The sequence below is a fragment of the Anaerobacillus sp. 63XJN7_5_ISO-PGPR-S23-430 genome (assembly GCF_056173695.1).
On the sequence record NZ_CM149686.1, the window covers coordinates 2,618,645 to 2,637,306 of the forward strand.

The 18,662-nt window shown below is 39.7% G+C and carries 18 protein-coding genes; 4 read left to right on the forward strand and 14 right to left on the reverse strand.

Annotation, left to right across the window (positions count from 1 at the left end; genetic code table 11):
- Positions 1-104: 104 nt before the first annotated feature.
- Positions 105-491 carry a DoxX family protein gene (locus AC0VYJ_RS13815; RefSeq protein WP_303530762.1) on the reverse strand — a complete coding sequence of 129 codons (387 nt, stop codon included), beginning with the start codon at positions 489-491 and terminating at the stop codon, positions 105-107.
- 69 nt (positions 492-560) lie between these two features.
- Complete coding sequence (locus AC0VYJ_RS13820) at positions 561-2,177, reverse strand: M20/M25/M40 family metallo-hydrolase (protein ID WP_194222073.1); 1,617 nt, start codon at positions 2,175-2,177, stop codon at positions 561-563.
- A gap of 152 nt (positions 2,178-2,329) precedes the next feature.
- Between AC0VYJ_RS13820 and AC0VYJ_RS13825 the strand changes: the two genes are divergently transcribed.
- Both AC0VYJ_RS13825 and namA read left to right on the forward strand, forming a co-directional pair.
- The gene (locus tag AC0VYJ_RS13825) at positions 2,330-3,115 is read left to right on the forward strand and encodes a glycerophosphodiester phosphodiesterase (RefSeq protein ID WP_430246950.1); all 786 of its coding nucleotides are present in this window, start codon (positions 2,330-2,332) and stop codon (positions 3,113-3,115) included.
- A 76-nt stretch (positions 3,116-3,191) separates the two neighbouring features.
- Positions 3,192-4,211, forward strand: coding sequence for an NADPH dehydrogenase NamA (namA, locus tag AC0VYJ_RS13830; RefSeq protein ID WP_475365445.1), 1,020 nt, complete (start codon positions 3,192-3,194; stop codon positions 4,209-4,211).
- Positions 4,212-4,241: 30 nt separating this feature from the next.
- Here namA and rnz read toward each other — a convergent pair whose 3' ends face one another.
- The gene (rnz, locus tag AC0VYJ_RS13835; RefSeq protein ID WP_475365446.1) at positions 4,242-5,174 is read right to left on the reverse strand and encodes a ribonuclease Z; all 933 of its coding nucleotides are present in this window, start codon (positions 5,172-5,174) and stop codon (positions 4,242-4,244) included.
- A gap of 90 nt (positions 5,175-5,264) precedes the next feature.
- Between rnz and AC0VYJ_RS13840 the strand changes: the two genes are divergently transcribed.
- Positions 5,265-5,861, forward strand: a complete 597-nt coding sequence (locus AC0VYJ_RS13840; protein ID WP_475365447.1) for a lysostaphin resistance A-like protein — start codon at positions 5,265-5,267, stop codon at positions 5,859-5,861.
- Here AC0VYJ_RS13840 and AC0VYJ_RS13845 read toward each other — a convergent pair.
- The 9 genes from AC0VYJ_RS13845 to AC0VYJ_RS13885 form a co-directional block, all read right to left on the reverse strand.
- On the reverse strand, positions 5,838-7,058 hold the full coding sequence (locus tag AC0VYJ_RS13845; protein WP_475365448.1) for a hypothetical protein: 1,221 nt from the start codon (positions 7,056-7,058) through the stop codon (positions 5,838-5,840). The two genes, AC0VYJ_RS13840 and AC0VYJ_RS13845, sit on opposite strands and share 24 nt — an antisense overlap.
- Complete coding sequence (locus AC0VYJ_RS13850) at positions 7,055-8,266, reverse strand: DUF58 domain-containing protein (protein WP_475365449.1); 1,212 nt, start codon at positions 8,264-8,266, stop codon at positions 7,055-7,057. The genes AC0VYJ_RS13845 and AC0VYJ_RS13850 overlap by 4 nt, the downstream gene beginning before the upstream one ends.
- Entirely contained in the window at positions 8,263-9,216 is a 954-nt protein-coding gene (locus tag AC0VYJ_RS13855; RefSeq protein WP_475365450.1) for an AAA family ATPase, read from the reverse strand. The genes AC0VYJ_RS13850 and AC0VYJ_RS13855 overlap by 4 nt, the downstream gene beginning before the upstream one ends.
- Before the next feature lie 36 nt (positions 9,217-9,252).
- Positions 9,253-10,533 carry a DNA polymerase IV gene (locus tag AC0VYJ_RS13860; protein WP_226614109.1) on the reverse strand — a complete coding sequence of 427 codons (1,281 nt, stop codon included), beginning with the start codon at positions 10,531-10,533 and terminating at the stop codon, positions 9,253-9,255.
- A 98-nt stretch (positions 10,534-10,631) separates the two neighbouring features.
- On the reverse strand, positions 10,632-11,120 hold the full coding sequence (locus AC0VYJ_RS13865; RefSeq protein ID WP_430246958.1) for a transcriptional regulator, SarA/Rot family: 489 nt from the start codon (positions 11,118-11,120) through the stop codon (positions 10,632-10,634).
- Positions 11,121-11,259: 139 nt separating this feature from the next.
- Positions 11,260-12,381, reverse strand: a complete 1,122-nt coding sequence (locus AC0VYJ_RS13870; RefSeq protein WP_430246959.1) for a M20/M25/M40 family metallo-hydrolase — start codon at positions 12,379-12,381, stop codon at positions 11,260-11,262.
- 25 nt (positions 12,382-12,406) lie between these two features.
- Entirely contained in the window at positions 12,407-13,954 is a 1,548-nt protein-coding gene (locus AC0VYJ_RS13875) for an acyl-CoA carboxylase subunit beta (RefSeq protein WP_475365451.1), read from the reverse strand.
- The gene (mce, locus tag AC0VYJ_RS13880; RefSeq protein WP_283154009.1) at positions 13,954-14,790 is read right to left on the reverse strand and encodes a methylmalonyl-CoA epimerase; all 837 of its coding nucleotides are present in this window, start codon (positions 14,788-14,790) and stop codon (positions 13,954-13,956) included. The genes AC0VYJ_RS13875 and mce overlap by 1 nt, the downstream gene beginning before the upstream one ends.
- A 21-nt stretch (positions 14,791-14,811) precedes the next feature.
- The gene (locus AC0VYJ_RS13885) at positions 14,812-16,470 is read right to left on the reverse strand and encodes an acyl-CoA mutase large subunit family protein (RefSeq protein ID WP_475365452.1); all 1,659 of its coding nucleotides are present in this window, start codon (positions 16,468-16,470) and stop codon (positions 14,812-14,814) included.
- A 206-nt stretch (positions 16,471-16,676) separates the two neighbouring features.
- Between AC0VYJ_RS13885 and prli42 the strand changes: the two genes are divergently transcribed.
- Positions 16,677-16,769 (forward strand): stressosome-associated protein Prli42, encoded by a 93-nt coding sequence (gene prli42 / locus AC0VYJ_RS13890; RefSeq protein WP_142329569.1) that lies wholly within the window; start codon positions 16,677-16,679, stop codon positions 16,767-16,769.
- 145 nt (positions 16,770-16,914) lie between these two features.
- Here the strand turns inward: prli42 and AC0VYJ_RS13895 are convergent, their stop codons facing one another.
- Both AC0VYJ_RS13895 and AC0VYJ_RS13900 read right to left on the reverse strand, forming a co-directional pair.
- Positions 16,915-17,460 carry a L,D-transpeptidase gene (locus AC0VYJ_RS13895; RefSeq protein ID WP_475365453.1) on the reverse strand — a complete coding sequence of 182 codons (546 nt, stop codon included), beginning with the start codon at positions 17,458-17,460 and terminating at the stop codon, positions 16,915-16,917.
- Between the two features lie 46 nt (positions 17,461-17,506).
- Entirely contained in the window at positions 17,507-18,475 is a 969-nt protein-coding gene (locus tag AC0VYJ_RS13900; protein WP_475365454.1) for an aromatic acid exporter family protein, read from the reverse strand.
- Positions 18,476-18,662: the final 187 nt, after the last annotated feature.

The window sequence follows — 18,662 nt, forward strand, 5'->3', positions numbered from 1 at the left end:
TTGTTAAGTTGACTCTATTCTTCCCCTATTCTTGTTAAAGTACTATGTCCAAAAATTCAAAGCTAGAACTTTCAATTATAGCAAAAGACAGCAGGGGAAATTCCCTAACTGTCTTTTTGAGCTGCGGCCCAGAATACCCACCAGATCAATAATGGTTGGAAAAGTAATCTCACCCATAATAATACTTGATTTGCTTCATCTTGCCCTGGAGCAGGTACGCCAGCAATTGCTGCATAAATATTTGCTGGAAAAATGGCGATTAAATATATGACCGTCCACAATCTAGCCTGTTTTCGTGTGGAAGGAACAAGTAGAAGAATCGCTAATACGATTTCTATGATTCCAGTTAAATAAATGAGGCCGAGTTTAAACGGAACCCAATCGGGTACCATTGCGGCAAAACCTTCACCCTGAAGAAAATGAGCAAATCCTGCAAAAATAAAGAAGAAAGCAAATAAGACGAGCGCTATCATCCGAATCGTTTTTTTCATAAATTATCTCCTTTTCACTTCGATTCTTTCATGATAGCAAACTCACCTTCATTTGTTGAAGGAAAACGCTTAGCGAAGCAGCTCCTTAATTGTATAAGGAAGCATTTCATGAAGCGTTTCAAAAGAATAGGTGAGTTCAAGGCGTTCTGTCCATTTATGCGCATCTTTACCCTTAGGGCCAAGGTTCATGACGGGAACTTTTAGCTGCTCTAAAGCTTCTAGAGGCAATTCGTATGATTGACCATATAACGGCATGTTGCTCATTAATGGTTGGATTGTTTCTTTCGTTCTTTCAAGCCCTACGAAGCTTAAATCAGAAAGTCCTGGAAAATAATGTTGAGGTTTCAGCGTCACCTTATGTTTAGTTGAACTATAAGCGACCACTCGCTGAATGGTTTCCTGAATAAAAGAATCATGCCTGGAAGATACAGCCGGATAAAATGGCGGATTATAAAAAAGGATAATCATCGGACCATCATCTTTACAAAGTGCGGCTAAATCAAAAACCATTCTTGTTGAAAGATCTCGATCGCCTAGATCTTTAAAATTGGCAGATATATAATCTTGCCGACGTTTAATTTCTGCCTCCCCAAACAGCATAACAGCACGTTGGTGCAGCTGCTCATAAGTCAGAACGTTAACCTTGAATGGTTCAGGGACATAGTTTTGGAGCATGGAGAACGCTGTAGCTTTCTCCAAATAGTGATTTTCAATGCGTTTGGCAGCAACTTTGACTGCCTCCATTAATTGATTTGTAATATGCTGAATGCTCCTCTCCATACCAAGAACATTGAAAAGAGTTACACCCACATGCGGAATCTGTACGGAGTATCCTTCTTTTAAATCCTTTTGCATTAAGTTAGTTGGCGGAGGTGTTACCTCCCCATCGACAACTTCACAAAAATCAGCGTTAAGCTCAAGCTCTCTTGTTACTTCAGCAGCCATGTAGTTAGCGTTCAATCCTGAGAACGGCTCACCAACGTGCGTTTCTTGACCGTAACAGAAAAAGCCAGGTAATAGCTTTCCAATTGATCCTGAATAAACATACAAGTTCTGGTCGCCAGGATAATTTGTAAAAACAGGTTCTGAATTTAAGCAGGCAGTATAAATTAAATCATGCTGTTTAGCCATTTCGACAAGTACAGGAACAGCTTCGATCATGCCAAGTGAATTCGCTTCTTCATCAGGAACGGTAAGGAATAAAATATTCCCATCAAATTCACCAAAATTTGCTTTTTCAAGCATACTCATTTGAAGGGCAATCCCAGCTTTCATATCCATGACACCACGCCCAAACATCCACTCGCCACTTGTAAGGTCGTTTTGAACTTCAACCGGCATTTTATCAATATTTTTGTATATTTCTTCTGTAAGATCATATGGACTAAAAGCTAGATTTTTGAATTGTCCGTAGTCTTCTATGTCTACCACATCAAAATGGCTAATTAAAATAACTGTTTTCTTAGACCGTCCTTTTTTAATAAGTCCTGTAACGAAAGAGCGACCATCACTTGTTGGATGAAGAGCGAGCATATTAGGATTGTCTTTGAAATAGTCCAAATCCTGAAGCTGAAGGTGAATATATTCAGCAAGTGCTACCTCCGGATATGATCCCGTTACACTCTGATGTTCAACTAGTCTGGATAGTAAGTACATTAAGGTTTCTTTCGTTTGCCATTTCCCCATCTCATCGCCCCCTCATATGTCTGTTATTTTTGCAAATCCAACCTGTTTTTGGTAGGTTTAATGGGAATAGACGGACTTTTATGAACTCTTTTTCCGTTTATCATATTTTATACATACTAAACCCGAAAAGACCAGCAGAAATGAGGGGAACAATGACAATTATATTCGCTCACAGAGGCGCAAGTAGACAATGCCCCGAGAACACAATAAGTGCTTATCAACGCGCTGTTCATCTTGGAGCAGGCGGAATTGAAATTGATATTCAGCTTTCAAAAGATGGGATCCCTGTCGTCATTCATGATCGAACGCTGAAAAGGACAACATCCGGAAAGGGGATTGTGACACAAACCACTCTCTCTGACCTCAAAAAACTTGATGCGGGAAGTTGGTTTTCTCCCGATTTTAAACATGAAAAAATCCCTTCGTTAGAAGAGGTTTTGTTATGGGCAGCAGACTACCCAGACGTTTGGTTAAACATTGAATTAAAATACTATCGAGAAGACGACGAACAGCTTGCCAAAGTGGCGATTCCACTCATTAAGAAATATCGCTCTGAGAAGAATACAATGATTTCTAGCTTTGAACACCATCGGCTGATAGATGTGCATAAGTTATGGCCAAAATTAGAAACAGCACCTCTTTATAAGGGGAATTTACATGAGCCATGGCATTATGCTAAGAAATTAAAAGCAAAAGCGATCCATCCGCAATTCAAATCAATCCATGCATCACTCGTAAAAGCAGTGCATTCACATGGCATTAAAATACGTCCTTACACGGTCAATGACGAAAAAGGACTCAGACAATTCCTCGATTGGGAAGTGGATGGAATTATGACAGACGTCCCAGACCTGGCGCTTAATATCATGCATAATAAACAAATTCCTCAACAAAAGAAATCATGGTGGAAAACTGTCTGGAGTGTAGTAACAAAGTAGATCAAGATTTGCGACATCTATTTTAAGACATGCTATACTTTTGGGGTCACGAAAGAAGTAATAAAGGAGCGATTGCATGTCTTCAGCATTATTTACACCATATACTATTAAAAATGTCACCTTCCCTAACCGGATTGTGATGAGTCCCATGTGCATGTATTCATGTGAAGCACAGGATGGTAAAGCCACAAACTTCCACTATATTCACTACACTTCCAGAGCTGTAGGAGGAACAGGCTTGATTTTCACAGAAGCAGCAGCCGTCACAGAACAAGGTCGTATTTCTCCACAAGATCTTGGAATCTGGAGTGATGACCATATCGAAGGATTAAAAAAAATTGTTCATCTTTCTCAAGAACAGGGATCAAAAGTTGGCATTCAACTTGCGCACGCAGGTCGAAAAGCCATTCTGGATGGACCGATTATCGCACCATCTTCCATTCCTTTCAATGAGGAGATGAAAACACCAGAAGAAATGACGGTCGAACAAATTAAGGAAACCATCGTTGCTTTTAGAAAAGGAGCGGAACGAGCGAAGGAAGCAGGATTCGATGTGATTGAACTACACGGCGCTCACGGATATTTAATCAATGAATTTCTATCCCCACTCACTAACAAACGTAAAGATGAATATGGCGGTTCAAAAGAAAACCGTTATCGTTTCTTAAAAGAAACCATTAATGAAGTAAACAAAGTTTGGGACGGACCACTATTCGTTCGAATTTCTGCTGAGGAATACCATGAAGAAGGTAATACAATGGAGGATTTCATTTATTTTTCTGACGAAATGAAAAAGCAAGGCGTCGATCTTGTTGATTGTAGTACTGGTGGAGTTGTTCCTGCGCGTATTCAAGCCTACCCAGGTTATCAAGTAAAGCATGCCGAACAAATCCGAAGGGAATCTAACATTGCAACTGGAGCCGTTGGATTAATTACCCATCCTCTTCAAGCAGAAGAGATCATTCAAAATGAACGCGCGGATCTCGTTTTACTCGCTAGAGAAATGTTAAGAGATCCTTATTGGGCTAGAACTGCCGCAGCTGAACTTGGAGGAGATTTAAAAGCTCCTAAACAATATGAACGTGGTTGGAACTAATGTGTTGAAATAGATATAGATAAAGCGAGCTCAAGTTGAGCTCGCTTTTCTTAATGGAATATGTACCGTTGTCTGGTCCTCCATTAAATCGGTATTTTCAAAAACATTTCTCGCTTCTTCCACCAGTCCTACAACATCAGATTCCTGGTAGCGAGAACTAATATGATTTAACAACAGTTTCTCCACCCGAGCATCCTTTGCAATTCGAGCTGCTTGCACTGTAGTGGAATGATAATACTCATACGCTAGTCTAGTGTTTGCCTCAGAAAAAGTAGCTTCATGAATCAAAACGTCGGCATTTCTGGCAAAATCAATGGTCTTTTCTGTAAATCTTGTATCGCCACAAACGACAATGTGCCTACCTTTAATGGTTGGTCCTGTCACGTCACACGCATGAATCGTTTGCCCATTCTCCAGTTTAATTGAACTACCGCTTTTCAACTTTTGATAGATCGGTCCAGGCTGTACGCCGAGAGCCTTTAATTTTTCAACATTTAACGTACCTGCTTTATCCCTTTCTTCAATGCGATAACCAAAGCTATCGATTCCGTGCTCCAAAAGAGCAACCTTAATGGAAAAATGAGATTCATTCACTTGAACCCCGTCCTCTACTTCTACAATACGCAGCGGATAACGTAGGTAGGTGCCACTAATCCGAATCGCTGTATCAATAAAATCAGCTAATCCTTTGGGACCGTATACAACCAACTCTGATTCTCCTCCCTGAAAGGAGCGACTTCCAAGGATGCCTGGTAATCCAAAAATGTGGTCTCCGTGCAAATGAGTAATGAAAATTTTCGTCATTTTACTAAGTGTAATAGATGAAGTAAGAATTTGATGTTGTGTCGCTTCTCCACAGTCAAATAACCATACTTCTCCAGAATCCAATCGAAGGGCTGCGGAACTGACGTTGCGTTTTGTGGAAGGAACACCGGCACCCGTCCCAAGAAATGTGATTTCCATCTAAATCCTCCTTTTCATCGTCTCTTTGTCGCAAACATTTAGATGATCAGCTACACTATATGTATGAATTTCATATAGGAGCTGAATCTCATGTCTTCGAAGAATAGATTAATAGTTGCATTAGTCCTATCTCATATTCTTTTATTCTTGTCTTTCTTTTTGTTAAATGACATCTTCTGGCCGCTCTTTACCGTATCTCTTCTCTTACTCGGTAGTTTTTCATTCCGTCATGTTAAATGGAGGAAACTTTCTTTCGCTCAACTCATAATCGGAATTGGAAGCGGTGGCTTGCTGTATCTCATTTTTTATGTGGGTAAAGTGATGATGCTCTACATTTTCCCTCAGTCGATCACTCAGGTTGAAGCACTCTATCAACTTGTAGCGCCTGATCAAACCTGGCATTATTACAGCCTAATTCTTATCATCATTCCGGGAGAAGAACTGTTTTGGAGAGGATTTGTACAAACACAGCTAAGAACGATTCACATCAAGTATCCAATCTTACTAGCTGCTCTTCTTTATATGAGTGCACACATATATGCAGGCGCTTTTCTATTGCTGATAGCTGCTGTTTTAGCAGGAATTGTATGGGGATACCTGTATAACCGCACAGAAAATATAATCGTTCCGCTGCTTTCACACCTTGTTTTCGACTTATTTCTTCTAGTTTTCTTTCCGCTTCTCTAGTTTATACGAAAACTTTACTTCATGAAGGAGGTTCTTCACATGCTTTTTATACAGAAGAGCCTCTTTGTGATCTGGATCTTTCTCTCCATAGCGAACCTTCTCGTAAATTTTAATAATAAACTCTTTGTTTTCACGACTACCAGGAATCCTTCGCAACCATTCACTTAACGTTTCATCTTTTTGGCGACCATTACGATATTTGAACGCTTTTATTTCAAGATCATAGAGCTGCTTTCTTATTTGATCAGAAGGTGGCTTTAATTGCTTCATTTGCTTACCTTTTTGTGAATACAGTGTTTCACTTGTCGAAGTTGCAAACGATTTGACTTGAAAACGAGTAAGAGCCAACCTTTTCTTATACAAAACGATTGCAACAATAACGAAGCAAATGAAAAGTAATGTATAGAAAATCATCTCTATCGGAATATCCATCCCTTGATTCAGAATTTTTTTATCGTTCATGATTTCTTGAGTCTCACTACTCGAGCTCGTCTGTAATAATTCCTGACCATCTTCAGTAAAGCGACCTTCAAGAAACGATGTTAACCAGTAAATCGGTAGACCAATAACATAACCTAGTCCGCTTATCGAATAAGAGATTGCTTTTACTATCGGTTCTTTCACCCAAATCAGGATACTAAACAGAACACTTGAAGCAGATAACAAAATGAAGATAAAGCTTATCGCCCACCTTGCCTGCTTCTTCCCTCCTGTTTTTCTAACTTCTACAGCAGCTCTACAAATAAGAAGCATCACAAACTGCACAAGAGGCAACAAAAAAATAACCTGTCGCAGCTCAGATGAATTACTAAATAAAAAGAATAGAAACGCCCCAATTAAACTCAAGAAAAATATGAGCGCATCATTACTTCGCTCGATTTCCCACATGTTTATATAACTCCGCCAGGCAATGACCATCGAAAGAAGAACCGTATATAGGAACGGGAAACCTAGCACTACTACTCCCGCAAGAGTCGTCAAAACCATTAGCAGCAACATCCATGTAAACGAAATGTATGCTCGGTTTCGGGCGTAGACACCGAAAAATACTAAGCCTCCCCCTATAACCATGGTCAGAAAGGGAAATATCGGTGGAAAGGTTTTTTCATACAAATAAAAAAACGAAATGATAAGATACACAAACACCATGTCATAAACGTAATAAAGAATATGAGGGAGTTCCTTTCGTAAACTCATGACTCCTTCTTCCTCTCTAAATGGCTAAGATATGCGTCATCACCTGACATTTTCACTTCATAGCATTTATGTCCTTTCCTTTCTAATAGATGGTAAAACGCTGCTTCTTTGCTCTCTTGGATCGGTTCTCCTAATCGAATGACAACAGAACGATCTGTTATTCGCTTCCGCAGCCATGCACTCATTCGCTCAAAAGATAACAAAGGTCTCGTTTCGTCAATTCGAGCTAGCAATTCAAGCGCATTACTCAACTGAGCATTTCCCTCACCTGCTTCCAGTGTCATACATGGGGACGGTCCTTCTGGATCTAGATTGATATGTAATTCGAATGACACTCCTCTTTTGGTAGCAAGTTTGCAGAGAAAAGCAAGTTGACTTATATACGTCTCGATGTCTTTAGAGACCTGCCCAGGACTATTTTTCCTTTTAACAGATAAATCAAGAACAAATATCCACCTCAAATCAATCGAACGTTCGTATACTTTTGTTTTCAATTCTGAGGTTCTAGCTGTGGCTTTCCAATGAATGCGATTGAATGGGTCCGAACTTTCGTATTCCCTGGCACCTGCTGGAGATGAGAGGTTTTCATATAGCGAATGTTCATAAGAATGGCTTCCCATTTCGAATGTCGAAAGTCGCTCTACACCTTTTACCTCTAAAAGTTCGGGATATATTAGGATTTCTGTCTGAAATAAACTTTCAAGAATGGATAACTGTCTCCCCCATCCAAAGAGATCTTTAATCAAAAGCTCTACTTTTCGTATCCGAGTCACTCCTCTTTTATCTGCATAAATCGGAAAGGAAATGGTTTTCCCTTCCTTTCTACCAAGATAATAAGGTATGGAATAAAATTGAAGGTTTTTGGTATTTTGGACTAGATCAACGTTTGAAACATGCAGAATAGGCTCTAGAGAAAAATGGAGCTGCCCATTCCATATCGGCACTTTCCCTGTATTGTTTAGTGTAAAAGAGAGGGTTTCCTGCTCCCCTTTGAAAAGCTTAATCGTTCGACGGTTATTTACTAATTCAACATGCTCACCTGCATTTTTCAAGTACAGACGAGTAAAAAAGGTTAATAGCAATAGCGCAATGGTGATTAAGAAAAGTTCAAAAGACTGAAAATAAAATGAGAGAAGAAGGACAATCCAGCTCAGGGCAAAAAATGAAGTTAGAAACAATGAAAGCGTGGTTGACGATCTCCACCTCATGTTGCTGATGTCCCTAACACTTCCACAGGCACTTCAATTTGAGTGAGAATTTCATTAAATACTTTTTGTTTCGTCATCCGCATGGATCCTTCCATCGTAAGTACAAGACGGTGACTAAGAACATAAGGAGCCACGAACTGGAGATCATCAGGAGTGACATATCGTCTCCCTTCTAAATACGCTTTTCCCTGTGCGGCTTTCATAAAGGCAATTGTGCCCCTTGGACTAACGCCAACACTTATGTACTCTGAATTTCTTGTGGCTTCCACAATATTAAGTAAATAATCTTCAATCACATCAGAAAGTTCAACTCGTTTTACTTCCTCTTGAAATGATTCAATCTCACCTTCTTCAAAAAGACACGTCAAATCATCAAATGGATTATGTAATCTCATCATTTGAATCATCTGTTTTTCTTCTTTCATGGTTGGGTACCCACTTTTCATTTGCATAAAGAAGCGATCCATTTGTGCTTCAGGTAATGAGAAGGTGCCCTGTGATTCTAATGGGTTCTGTGTCGCCATGACGATAAAAGGAGTAGGGAGCTTTAACGTTATTCCTTCAATGGTTACTTGCTTCTCTTCCATAACTTCCAATAAACTCGACTGGGTTCTTGGAGTAGCTCGATTTATCTCATCTGCGAGTAATACATTCGTCATAACGGGTCCGGGTCGTAATTCAAAATCTTGTTTCTTAGGATTGAAAAATTGAATACCTGTGACGTCACCTGGAAGAACATCAGGAGTAAATTGTATTCTTTTAAATTCCCCTCCTAGTAAAACGGCCATTGACCGGGCAAGAAGTGTTTTCCCGGTACCTGGAACATCTTCTAATAAAACATTCCCATTATTCAACAATGAAATCACTACAAGTTCAATCGTTTTTTCTTTGCCGATCAGCACCTTTCGCATTACTTGTTGAACAATCTTCATTTTTTCTACAATTTTCATTTTGTCAGCTCCCTTTCAGACCAGATGAAAAATAGGCTATTCTTTTTCTTTTTTATAATTCCAAAGAAAATCACGATCTAGACTCGTCCCACGTCTTTTCTCGTCTCGCAGTTTATGGCTTCCATCTTCGCCAAGCTGGTTCCCTTTTAGAAGAGCACTATCTCCGTATTTTGATCGGATAGATCCAATGGTTTTCTGTAAGCTATCTCTTCTTGAATCAGCTTCAAAAGAAAATAAATCAAGCTGAACAGTGGCTTCGTTTCGATCAACTAATTGCTGTCCAGTTATTCCGAGTAATCGAATTGGCTGCCCGGACCAGTTCTTTTCAAATAGTCGCTGAGCTGCATCTAAAATATCAGCAGATTGAGAAATCGGGTTTTGAAGCTTCTTGCTTCTGGTTACAGTTGTGCGATCATTGTAGCGAATCGTCAGCTGAATATTAAAGCTCAAAACATTTTTCTTACTCATACGCTTCGCGACCGAATCTGATAAATTAGTCAGCGCAGTATTAATACGATGATGATCAATGAGGTCCTCTGGAAAAGTGGTTGAATTCCCAACGCTTTTAAACTCATCTATGGCGTCAGGATCAACCGGACGGTCGTCCCTCCCATTTGCGCGGTCATGTAACCTTCTTCCGTTAATACCAAGCTTCATTTCAAGCTGCAGAGGATTCGCATGAGCAAGATCGTGAATGGTTTTAATATTGAGTTCATGCAATTTTTCCTTCGTTTTCTTGCCTACGCCATGCATTTCACCAACATCTAGCGGCCAGAGTAATTTATCTAGCTCTCTTTTACGAAGAATCGTTATACCTAAAGGCTTCTTCATATCAGAAGCCATTTTAGCCAAGAATTTATTAGGGGCAATTCCGATACTACAAGGAATACCAATTTCAGAATGAATCCGCTGTTGAATTTCCTTTGCAATAGCAACAGGACTTTTCTCACCACAATCTTCCGTAATATCTAAGTAACCTTCATCAATCGATACTGGCTGAACGAGTGGCGTGTAGGTTTCTAACAATTCGAATATTTGGAGGGAGGTTTGGCGATAAAGGGGAAAGTTAGGTGGCATGATGAGAAGTTCTGGACAGTACTTTTTCGCTTCCCATACCGGCATTGTTGTTTTCACACCTTTCTTTCTCGCTTCATAGCTACTCGTCACCACAATGCCTCGCCTTTCCTCAACATTCCCGGCAATCGCAAGAGGTTTTCCGCGAAGCTCAGGATTATGAGCAGCTTCAACTGACGCATAAAAACTGTTCATATCCACATGAAAAATAATTCTCCCTCTTCCCTTTGCACTCCTATCCATTCCACACATCTCCTTAAACCTAAATCGACTCCGTTCGAGTCTATTCGGGCGGTGCCTGTCACTAGTAACTAACAAAAAGACAGGAGTGGCCCCCTGTCTTACGTCGTTTTAACTTGTTGTCTTTCAACCCATTTCACAAATTCATTTCCGTGAAAATGCTTATTGAACTCCAACTGAAATTGATACATTGCTTCAAGAAATTCAGCGTTTTCTTCTGATTTGGAGCGATATTCTTCAAGGTATTTCATAACGGAGTATGAATACTGGTCACTCGCTTCTACTTTCGTTAGTCCTTCTTCAGTCAAAGTAACGTATGATACGCGTCGATCATCCGTTTTCTTTTCAAGTTTAACGAACATTTTGTTTTTCAACCGCTTTAATACCTGCATAACGGTGGAGACATCCCATAAACCGATTTCCGATATTTTGGTTATCGTTACCTCTTCCTCAAAGTAAACAATCCACATGACATGTTGTTCAGCCTGAGTTAATCCAATCTCTCTTGCATTTTTTTGCCATTCATTTTCGAGAACTTTATATGTTCCGCGCATATAGTTCATTAGTTTATGAGTTTGAATAGAGTCCATCTTAACACCGCTTCCACTTCTTAAATTGTAATCATACGAATCTATTTTAACATAATATAGGAATCCTGCCACGAAGATGAGAACAACAAAAAAAGAACATTGTCTAAATTCGACAATGTTCTAAACAATGCTTTACTTACTATGCATTTGCAACTTCTTTAATAATAGATACAACGGCTTCAGAAACTTTCACTAATTCTTTAACCGGCATCCGTTCATTTGTCGTATGAATTTCTTCATAACCTACCGCAAGGTTAATTGTAGGGATACCGTGTCCAGCTATAACGTTTGCGTCACTTCCACCGCCACTAGTTAATAATTCTGGGGAACGACCAATCTTTTCCATAGCTTTTTTCGCTATTTCTACAACGTAATCACCATCGTTGAACTTAAATCCAGGGTACATGACCTTTATATCAAGATCAACGGAGCCTCCCATATCTGAAGCTGTTGTCTCAAATGCTTTCTTCATTTTTTCTACTTGAGCTTCCATTTTCTCTGGAACGAGCGAGCGTGCTTCTGCAAGAACTTCCACATAGTCGCATACAATGTTTGTTTGTGAGCCACCTTGAAAACGACCAATATTCGCTGTCGTTTCATTATCCAAACGTCCAAGAGGCATCTTAGCAATAGATTTTGCTGCCATCGTGATTGCAGAAACTCCCTTTTCAGGTGCTACTCCTGCATGAGCCGTTTTTCCATAAATAGTTGCCTTGATTTTTGCTTGAGTAGGAGCCGCTGTGATAATTTTACCAACTTCACCATCACTATCGAGAGCGTAGCCAAATTTGGCAATTAGCTTCTCTGGATCAAGAACTTTTGCACCTTGTAGCCCAGACTCTTCTCCAACAGTTATAATAAATTGGATCGTTCCATGCTCGATATTCTGTTCTTTTAATACACGAATAGCTTCAAACATCGCAGCTAGTCCAGTTTTGTCATCGGCACCAAGAATCGTTGTTCCATCCGATACAACATAACCATCTTTAATTGAAGGCTTAACTCCTTTTCCTGGGACAACTGTATCCATATGCGAAGTGAAGTAGATCGGATCTGCACTTTCGACGTTGCCTTTTAGTGTACAAATTAGGTTACCGGCTTCATGTTCCGTTTTTTCTGCTGCATCATCTTCTTCTACTTCCACACCAAGTGATGTGAACTTTTCTTTTAAAATGGCAGCTATTTTCTTTTCGTTTTTTGTTTCAGAATCAATTTGAACGAGTTCTAAAAACTCATCCACAAGTCTTTGTTCATTAATCATGATGTCGTGCCTCCTGTAATTCATTTTATAGCGGAATGTTACCATGCTTTTTCTTTGGACGTTCTTCTCGCTTATTTCTCATTAATTCCAGTGCTTCAATCAATTTCTTTCTAGTCTCTCTCGGATCAATGACATCATCAACCATCCCGCGTGATGCGGCTATGTATGGATTAGCAAATTTCTCCCGATACTCTTCAATCTTTGAAGCGCGCGTTTCTTCGGGATTATCGCTCCCATTAATTTCTCTCGCAAAAATGACGTTTGCGGCTCCCTCTGGACCCATTACAGCTATCTCTGCATTCGGCCATGCATATACAAGGTCAGCTCCAATGGATTTCGAGTTTAGGGCAACATATGCTCCACCATAAGCTTTTCTTAAAATGACTGTAATTTTGGGCACCGTTGCTTCAGAATATGAATAAAGAATTTTTGCTCCGTGACGAATAATGCCCCCATGTTCTTGCTTGATTCCTGGGAAAAATCCTGTAACATCCTCAAACGTGATCAATGGTATATTAAATGAATCACAGAATCGGATAAACCGTGAAAGCTTATCAGAAGAATCAATATCAAGTCCTCCGGCCATTACCTTAGGCTGATTGCAAATCATTCCAACTGTTTCTCCCTTGATTCTTGCAAAACCAATGACGATATTCTTCGCAAAATACTTTTGTACTTCTAAGAAAGAATCTTTATCTACAACTGAGTCAATAACGGCTCTAACGTCATATGGCCTCGTGGAGTCAAATGGGACAATATCGGCAAGATCTGAACAAAAATCATCTCGTTCCTGACTTGTCACTATTGGGGTTTTCTCCTCGTTATTGGATGGTAAGTAAGTGATCAAATCGCGAACGTTTGCGAGAACTTCTTCCTCAGTTTTTCCTGTGAAGTGCGCATTTCCACTTTTAGAACGGTGAACTTTCGCACCGCCAAGATCTTCAGCAGAAATTTTCTCGCGCGTAACGGTCTCGATTACTTTCGGACCAGTAATAAACATTTGACTCGTATCTTCTACCATAAAAACAAAATCAGTAATTGCAGGTGAATAAACAGCCCCACCTGCGCATGGCCCCATAATCACAGAAATTTGTGGGATCACTCCGGAATAGATCGAATTTCGATAGAAGATATGTCCGTACCCGTCCAATGATACCACACCTTCTTGAATTCTCGCACCTCCAGAGTCATTCAAACCAATGATTGGAGCACCATTTCGAGCAGCAAGATCCATAACATGGGTTATTTTTTTGGCGTGCATTTCCCCTAATGCGCCACCAAACACAGTGAAATCTTGGGCAAAAACATAAATAGGACGACCATCTACTTTTCCATAACCTGTCACAACACCTTCTCCAGGTGCTTTTAAATCTCCCATTCCGAAGTCTTGAGAACGATGTTCAATGAACGAGTTCAGCTCAACAAAGGTACCTGAGTCAACCAGCAAGTCAATTCGTTCCCTGGCGGTTAATTTACCTTTCTCGTGCTGCTTGTTAATCCGTTCATCACCACCGCCCATTTCAACTTCTCTTCTGCGATCATACAGTTCATTAATTTTATCGTACATGTCCATTATTCTGCCTCCTTCGTTCCCTTTTCACAAAGTTCGTATAGTACTCCTCCTGCTGATTTAGGATGCAGAAATGCAATGTTCGCTCCACCAGCTCCTTTAACAGGTGTTTCATGAATCAGCTTAACACCGTTTGAAGAAAGCTCTTTCAATCGTTCTTCAATCCTGTCATCAGCTAGAGCAATATGGTGAATACCCTCGCCTCTCTTCTTAATGAATAAGGCCACTGGACTAGACTCACTCATTGGTTCGAGAAGTTCGATTCTCGACTCACCGATTTTCATAAAAGCGACTTTCACACCTTCAGAAGCGACTTCCTCAATCGCTTCAAGCTTCAAGTGAAGCTGATTCACATAAAAAGGTAGTGCTTCTTCAAGAGAAGAAACGGCAATCCCAATATGATCAATTTTCTTAGGTGGCTCTTTAACTGTTTGGTCAATTCCATCACGCTCATATACTGCTTTTTCAATAAAAATGGCTGTATCTTTTGTAGGGGTTCCAGGCGTGAAAACTTTTTGAATCCCTTTTGATTCAAGAAACGGAATGTCTTCCCATGGAATTACGCCCCCTCCCACTACAATAATATCCCCTGCACTGCGCTCTTCTAATAATGAAACAATCTCAGGGAATAATTCATTATGGGCCCCAGATAAACAAGATAGGCCAATTGCATCTACATCTTCTTGTACAGCAGCTGCAACGATTTGCTGTGGCGTCTGTCTTAACCCTGTGTAGATCACTTCCATTCCATAGTCTCGAAGGGCCTGCGCAATAACAAGAGCACCTCTATCGTGTCCGTCAAGACCTGGCTTCGCAATCAATACTCGAATCTTCTTCATATCGTTCAACTCCCAGTTTGTTTAGATTCCTGTGTACTCACCAAATTCTTCCCGAAGTACCCCGCAGATTTCGCCAACCGTGCAATAGTCTCTAACACAGTTAATAATAAGAGGCATTAAATTGCTAGTTCCTTTAGCTCCCATTCTCAATTCTTCCAACCGAGCGCTCACTCGATTCGGTTCTCTCGTTGAGCGCAGCGATTCAAGTTTCTCGATTTGTTTGCGCTGAAGCTCCGGATCAATACGATGTAATTCAGGCTTTGGTTCATCTTCTAGAGTATATTGATTCATTCCAACAACGACTTCTTCGCCGCTTTCGATTTTCTTTTGAGTTTCATAAGAAGCTTGATGAATTTCCCGCTGCATATAACCTTGCTCAACAGCTGAGACTGCACCACCCATATCATCAATCTTGCGAATATAATCAAACACATACTCTTCTAACTGATTAGTTAGTTTCTCAATAAAGAAAGAACCTCCTAGCGGATCAACCGTATCCGTAACACCACTTTCATTCGCGATAATTTGCTGCGTTCGAAGAGCAATCCGTGCTGAATCTTCTGTTGGTAACGCTAATGCTTCATCCTTTGCATTCGTATGCAAACTCTGGGTACCACCTAATACTGCTGCAAGCGCCTGAATGGTAACTCGAACGATATTGTTATCCGGTTGTTGGGCTGTTAGCGTTGATCCGGCTACTTGAGTGTGAAAACGTAGCTGAAGGCTTTTCGCTTTTTTAGCTCCATACCGTTCCTTCATAATCTTTGCCCAAATTCTTCTCGCAGCTCTGAACTTCGCAATTTCTTCAAGGAACTGATTGTGTCCGTTAAAGAAGAAGGCCAATCTTGGTGCAAAGTCATCGACCTTTAACCCAGTTTCAATGGCTGCGTCAACATAAGCGATTCCGTTAGCTATTGTAAAAGCTAGCTCTTGGGCCGCTGTCGATCCCGCTTCTCTTATGTGATAGCCTGATATACTAATCGTATTCCATCGCGGTACATGCTCAGCACAATAAGCGAAAATGTCTGTGATAAGTCTCATAGATGGTTTTGGTGGAAAAATATACGTGCCTCTGGCGATGTATTCTTTTAAAATATCATTTTGGATCGTTCCAGAAATTTGTGCCTGTGACACTCCCTGTTTTTCTGCAACGACAATATACATAGCAAGCAATACAGATGCTGGAGCATTAATGGTCATGGAAGTACTGACTTTATCAAGAGGGATATCTCGTAAAAGCGCTTCCATATCATTGAGTGAATCAATAGCAACACCCACTTTACCAACTTCACCTTTGGCCATCATATCGTCTGAATCATAGCCGATCTGTGTAGGAAGATCGAAGGCTACTGATAATCCAGTTTGACCTTGATCAAGTAAATATCTAAAGCGACGGTTGGTTTCCTCAGCTGATCCAAACCCCGCATACTGTCTCATTGTCCATGTTCTACCTCGGTACATCGTTGGTTGAATACCTCTTGTATATGGATATTGTCCTGGTAAGCCCAATTTCTCCATGTAGTTCTCATCCAAAGTTTCTGGATGTCCCAAACGGTCTATATCAATTCCAGAGCTCGTCTTAAACGCTTCTTTCTTCTCCGGAAACTTCTCAATAAGTTTTTCAGTTAGTTCTTTCCATTCCTCAAATTGAGTTTGAAAATCTTTCTTCTCTGTCTCCATCCCCATTCCTCCCTAGTTGTCTTGCTATAGAATTAATTCGAAATTTAGATGTCTAACTTATATCTAATTCTTCATTAAGTAAGCGTTTTCCTTCTAGAACTACAAAATTTGTCGATACTCGCTACCGTTTCATGAAGGATTGTCTTGTCCAACATAAGAAATCCATGTAAAATGACAATAGAATGTTTATTTTGGGAGGGACTCTCATGCCTCGTAAAGCCACAAAGATTGTTGTATATATTATGATTATCTCGATGCTTCTTAGTTTGTTTGCTGGAGCAACTGCGATGTTGTTTTGATAACGAATTGTTTTAGCAAAAAAATCATTTCCAAATAAAGAAATAGTTTTTATCCTATACAAAGAAGAGGCTGTCAGCTGACAGCCTCTTCTTTGTATAAGCAATCTCTTTTAGTATCTATCATTATTCATAGCTATGAACGAAGTTAATTTTGGGCTCCTTTATGATCTAAAATAGCTTTATCCTTAGATAGGGCTCCAGATTCAACTCCAAGCTCATAAAAATCGTTCTCACTCGTAGTAATCATGATTTTCGTTCCAATTGGAACGACCTCAAAAAGCGACTCAACCTCTTTATTTAAAAGACGTATGCACCCCGCCGTTATATATTCACCAATTGAATCTGGACGATTAGTACCATGGACACCGTAAATCCGACCATCTGTACCTTTTGCATCAAACCCAATCCACCTTGTACCAAGTGGATTGTCTTTCCCACCACCCTTTATGTTTTTCTTTCTGTAATAAGGGTCTTCTGCTTTTATAATGATTGTAAAAAGCCCTTCTGGTGTATCTTCTATACTTCGACCGGTCGCTACTGGTAAAACACGTTGAATTTCATTGTCATTAATGAAAGCAAGCTTATTTGTCATCTTGTTAACGATAAGAAACGGATCTCCGGCGTTAGGCTGATTACCGAACGGGAAAAGAATGGACACAGAGAGATATATCGATAGTAAGAAAGAAGTCATAGTCTAACACCCCTTTTAGTATCTATCATGCATCCATTTATTCAATTCATTCGGATTTTGAGAAAGCTCCCGGTTTAAAGTATCGTTTTAATAGCAAATATTGTTCGATTTCATTTAGAAAATATAGAAGAGCTGACCGCGTTTCAAATTCGTCTCGAGCAACAGGTAACGGCGAATTCCTAAATTCTTCTCTCATGGATTCAAGCTCTTCTAGAAAAAGATTCGCAGTATTTTGGGGTTTAACAGCTTCACTAAGCTTTTCCATAAAATCGGCAATTTTACGACCGTGAATATATGTTTGATCGAGTGAAGAAATAATCGGCAACACTCTCTCTAATATCGTAAATTGTTTTTCTCGCATTTTGAAATAAACATAGTACTTATCATCATCGCGAATCATATGATTTTCGATATCTTTAAGAGCTAAGTTCTTCGCATACTGAAGCAAATCACCTACTTCAATGATTTCTTTACCGTCCCAGTTGCTTTCACCTTCTCGAAGATAAACCGCGTATTCCATTAAGATCACAGAAAACTTCTCTTCAATTTGTTTTCTAATATTCAATAAATCTTTCTCAAGACTTGGCATATAGAGGTTAAATAGAAGAGCAACACCTATACCAATAACAATAATAGCTACTTCGTTCCATACAATGTCCCAGCTTACTTGATTAAAATTATAAATATGGAGAATGATAACTGAGCTTGTAATAACGCCTTCGGTTGCCTTGATGGCGACAACGGCTGGTATAAAGAAAAGCAACAATAGTGAGATGCTAAACGGTGTATATCCGATTCCTTCAAAAAATACAGCGCTAAACACAATTCCGAGTAAACAAGCTAGAAATCGTTCCCATGAACTTCGAAAAGACCGTTTAGTCGTCGGTTTTATACAAAGAATGGTAAGTATGCCAGCAGAAACGTAGTTATCAAGAGAAAACAATTGGGCGATTGTTATCGCAACACCAGTACCTATTGCCGTTTTTACCGTTCTATAACCAATTTTCACTTTCAATAAAGATACTTCCTTCCAAATATGACTTACTACTTTAATATCCTTCAATTATCAGAGTCTAAACCATTTTCGAATCGTTGAACAGCAAATTCTCTTTAAATAGCGCTTTCAAAAAAATATTTTCACAATAAAACCTTACATTCTATAGTTGTGATAGTCCGATTATATATCCAATTCAGACGCTTTA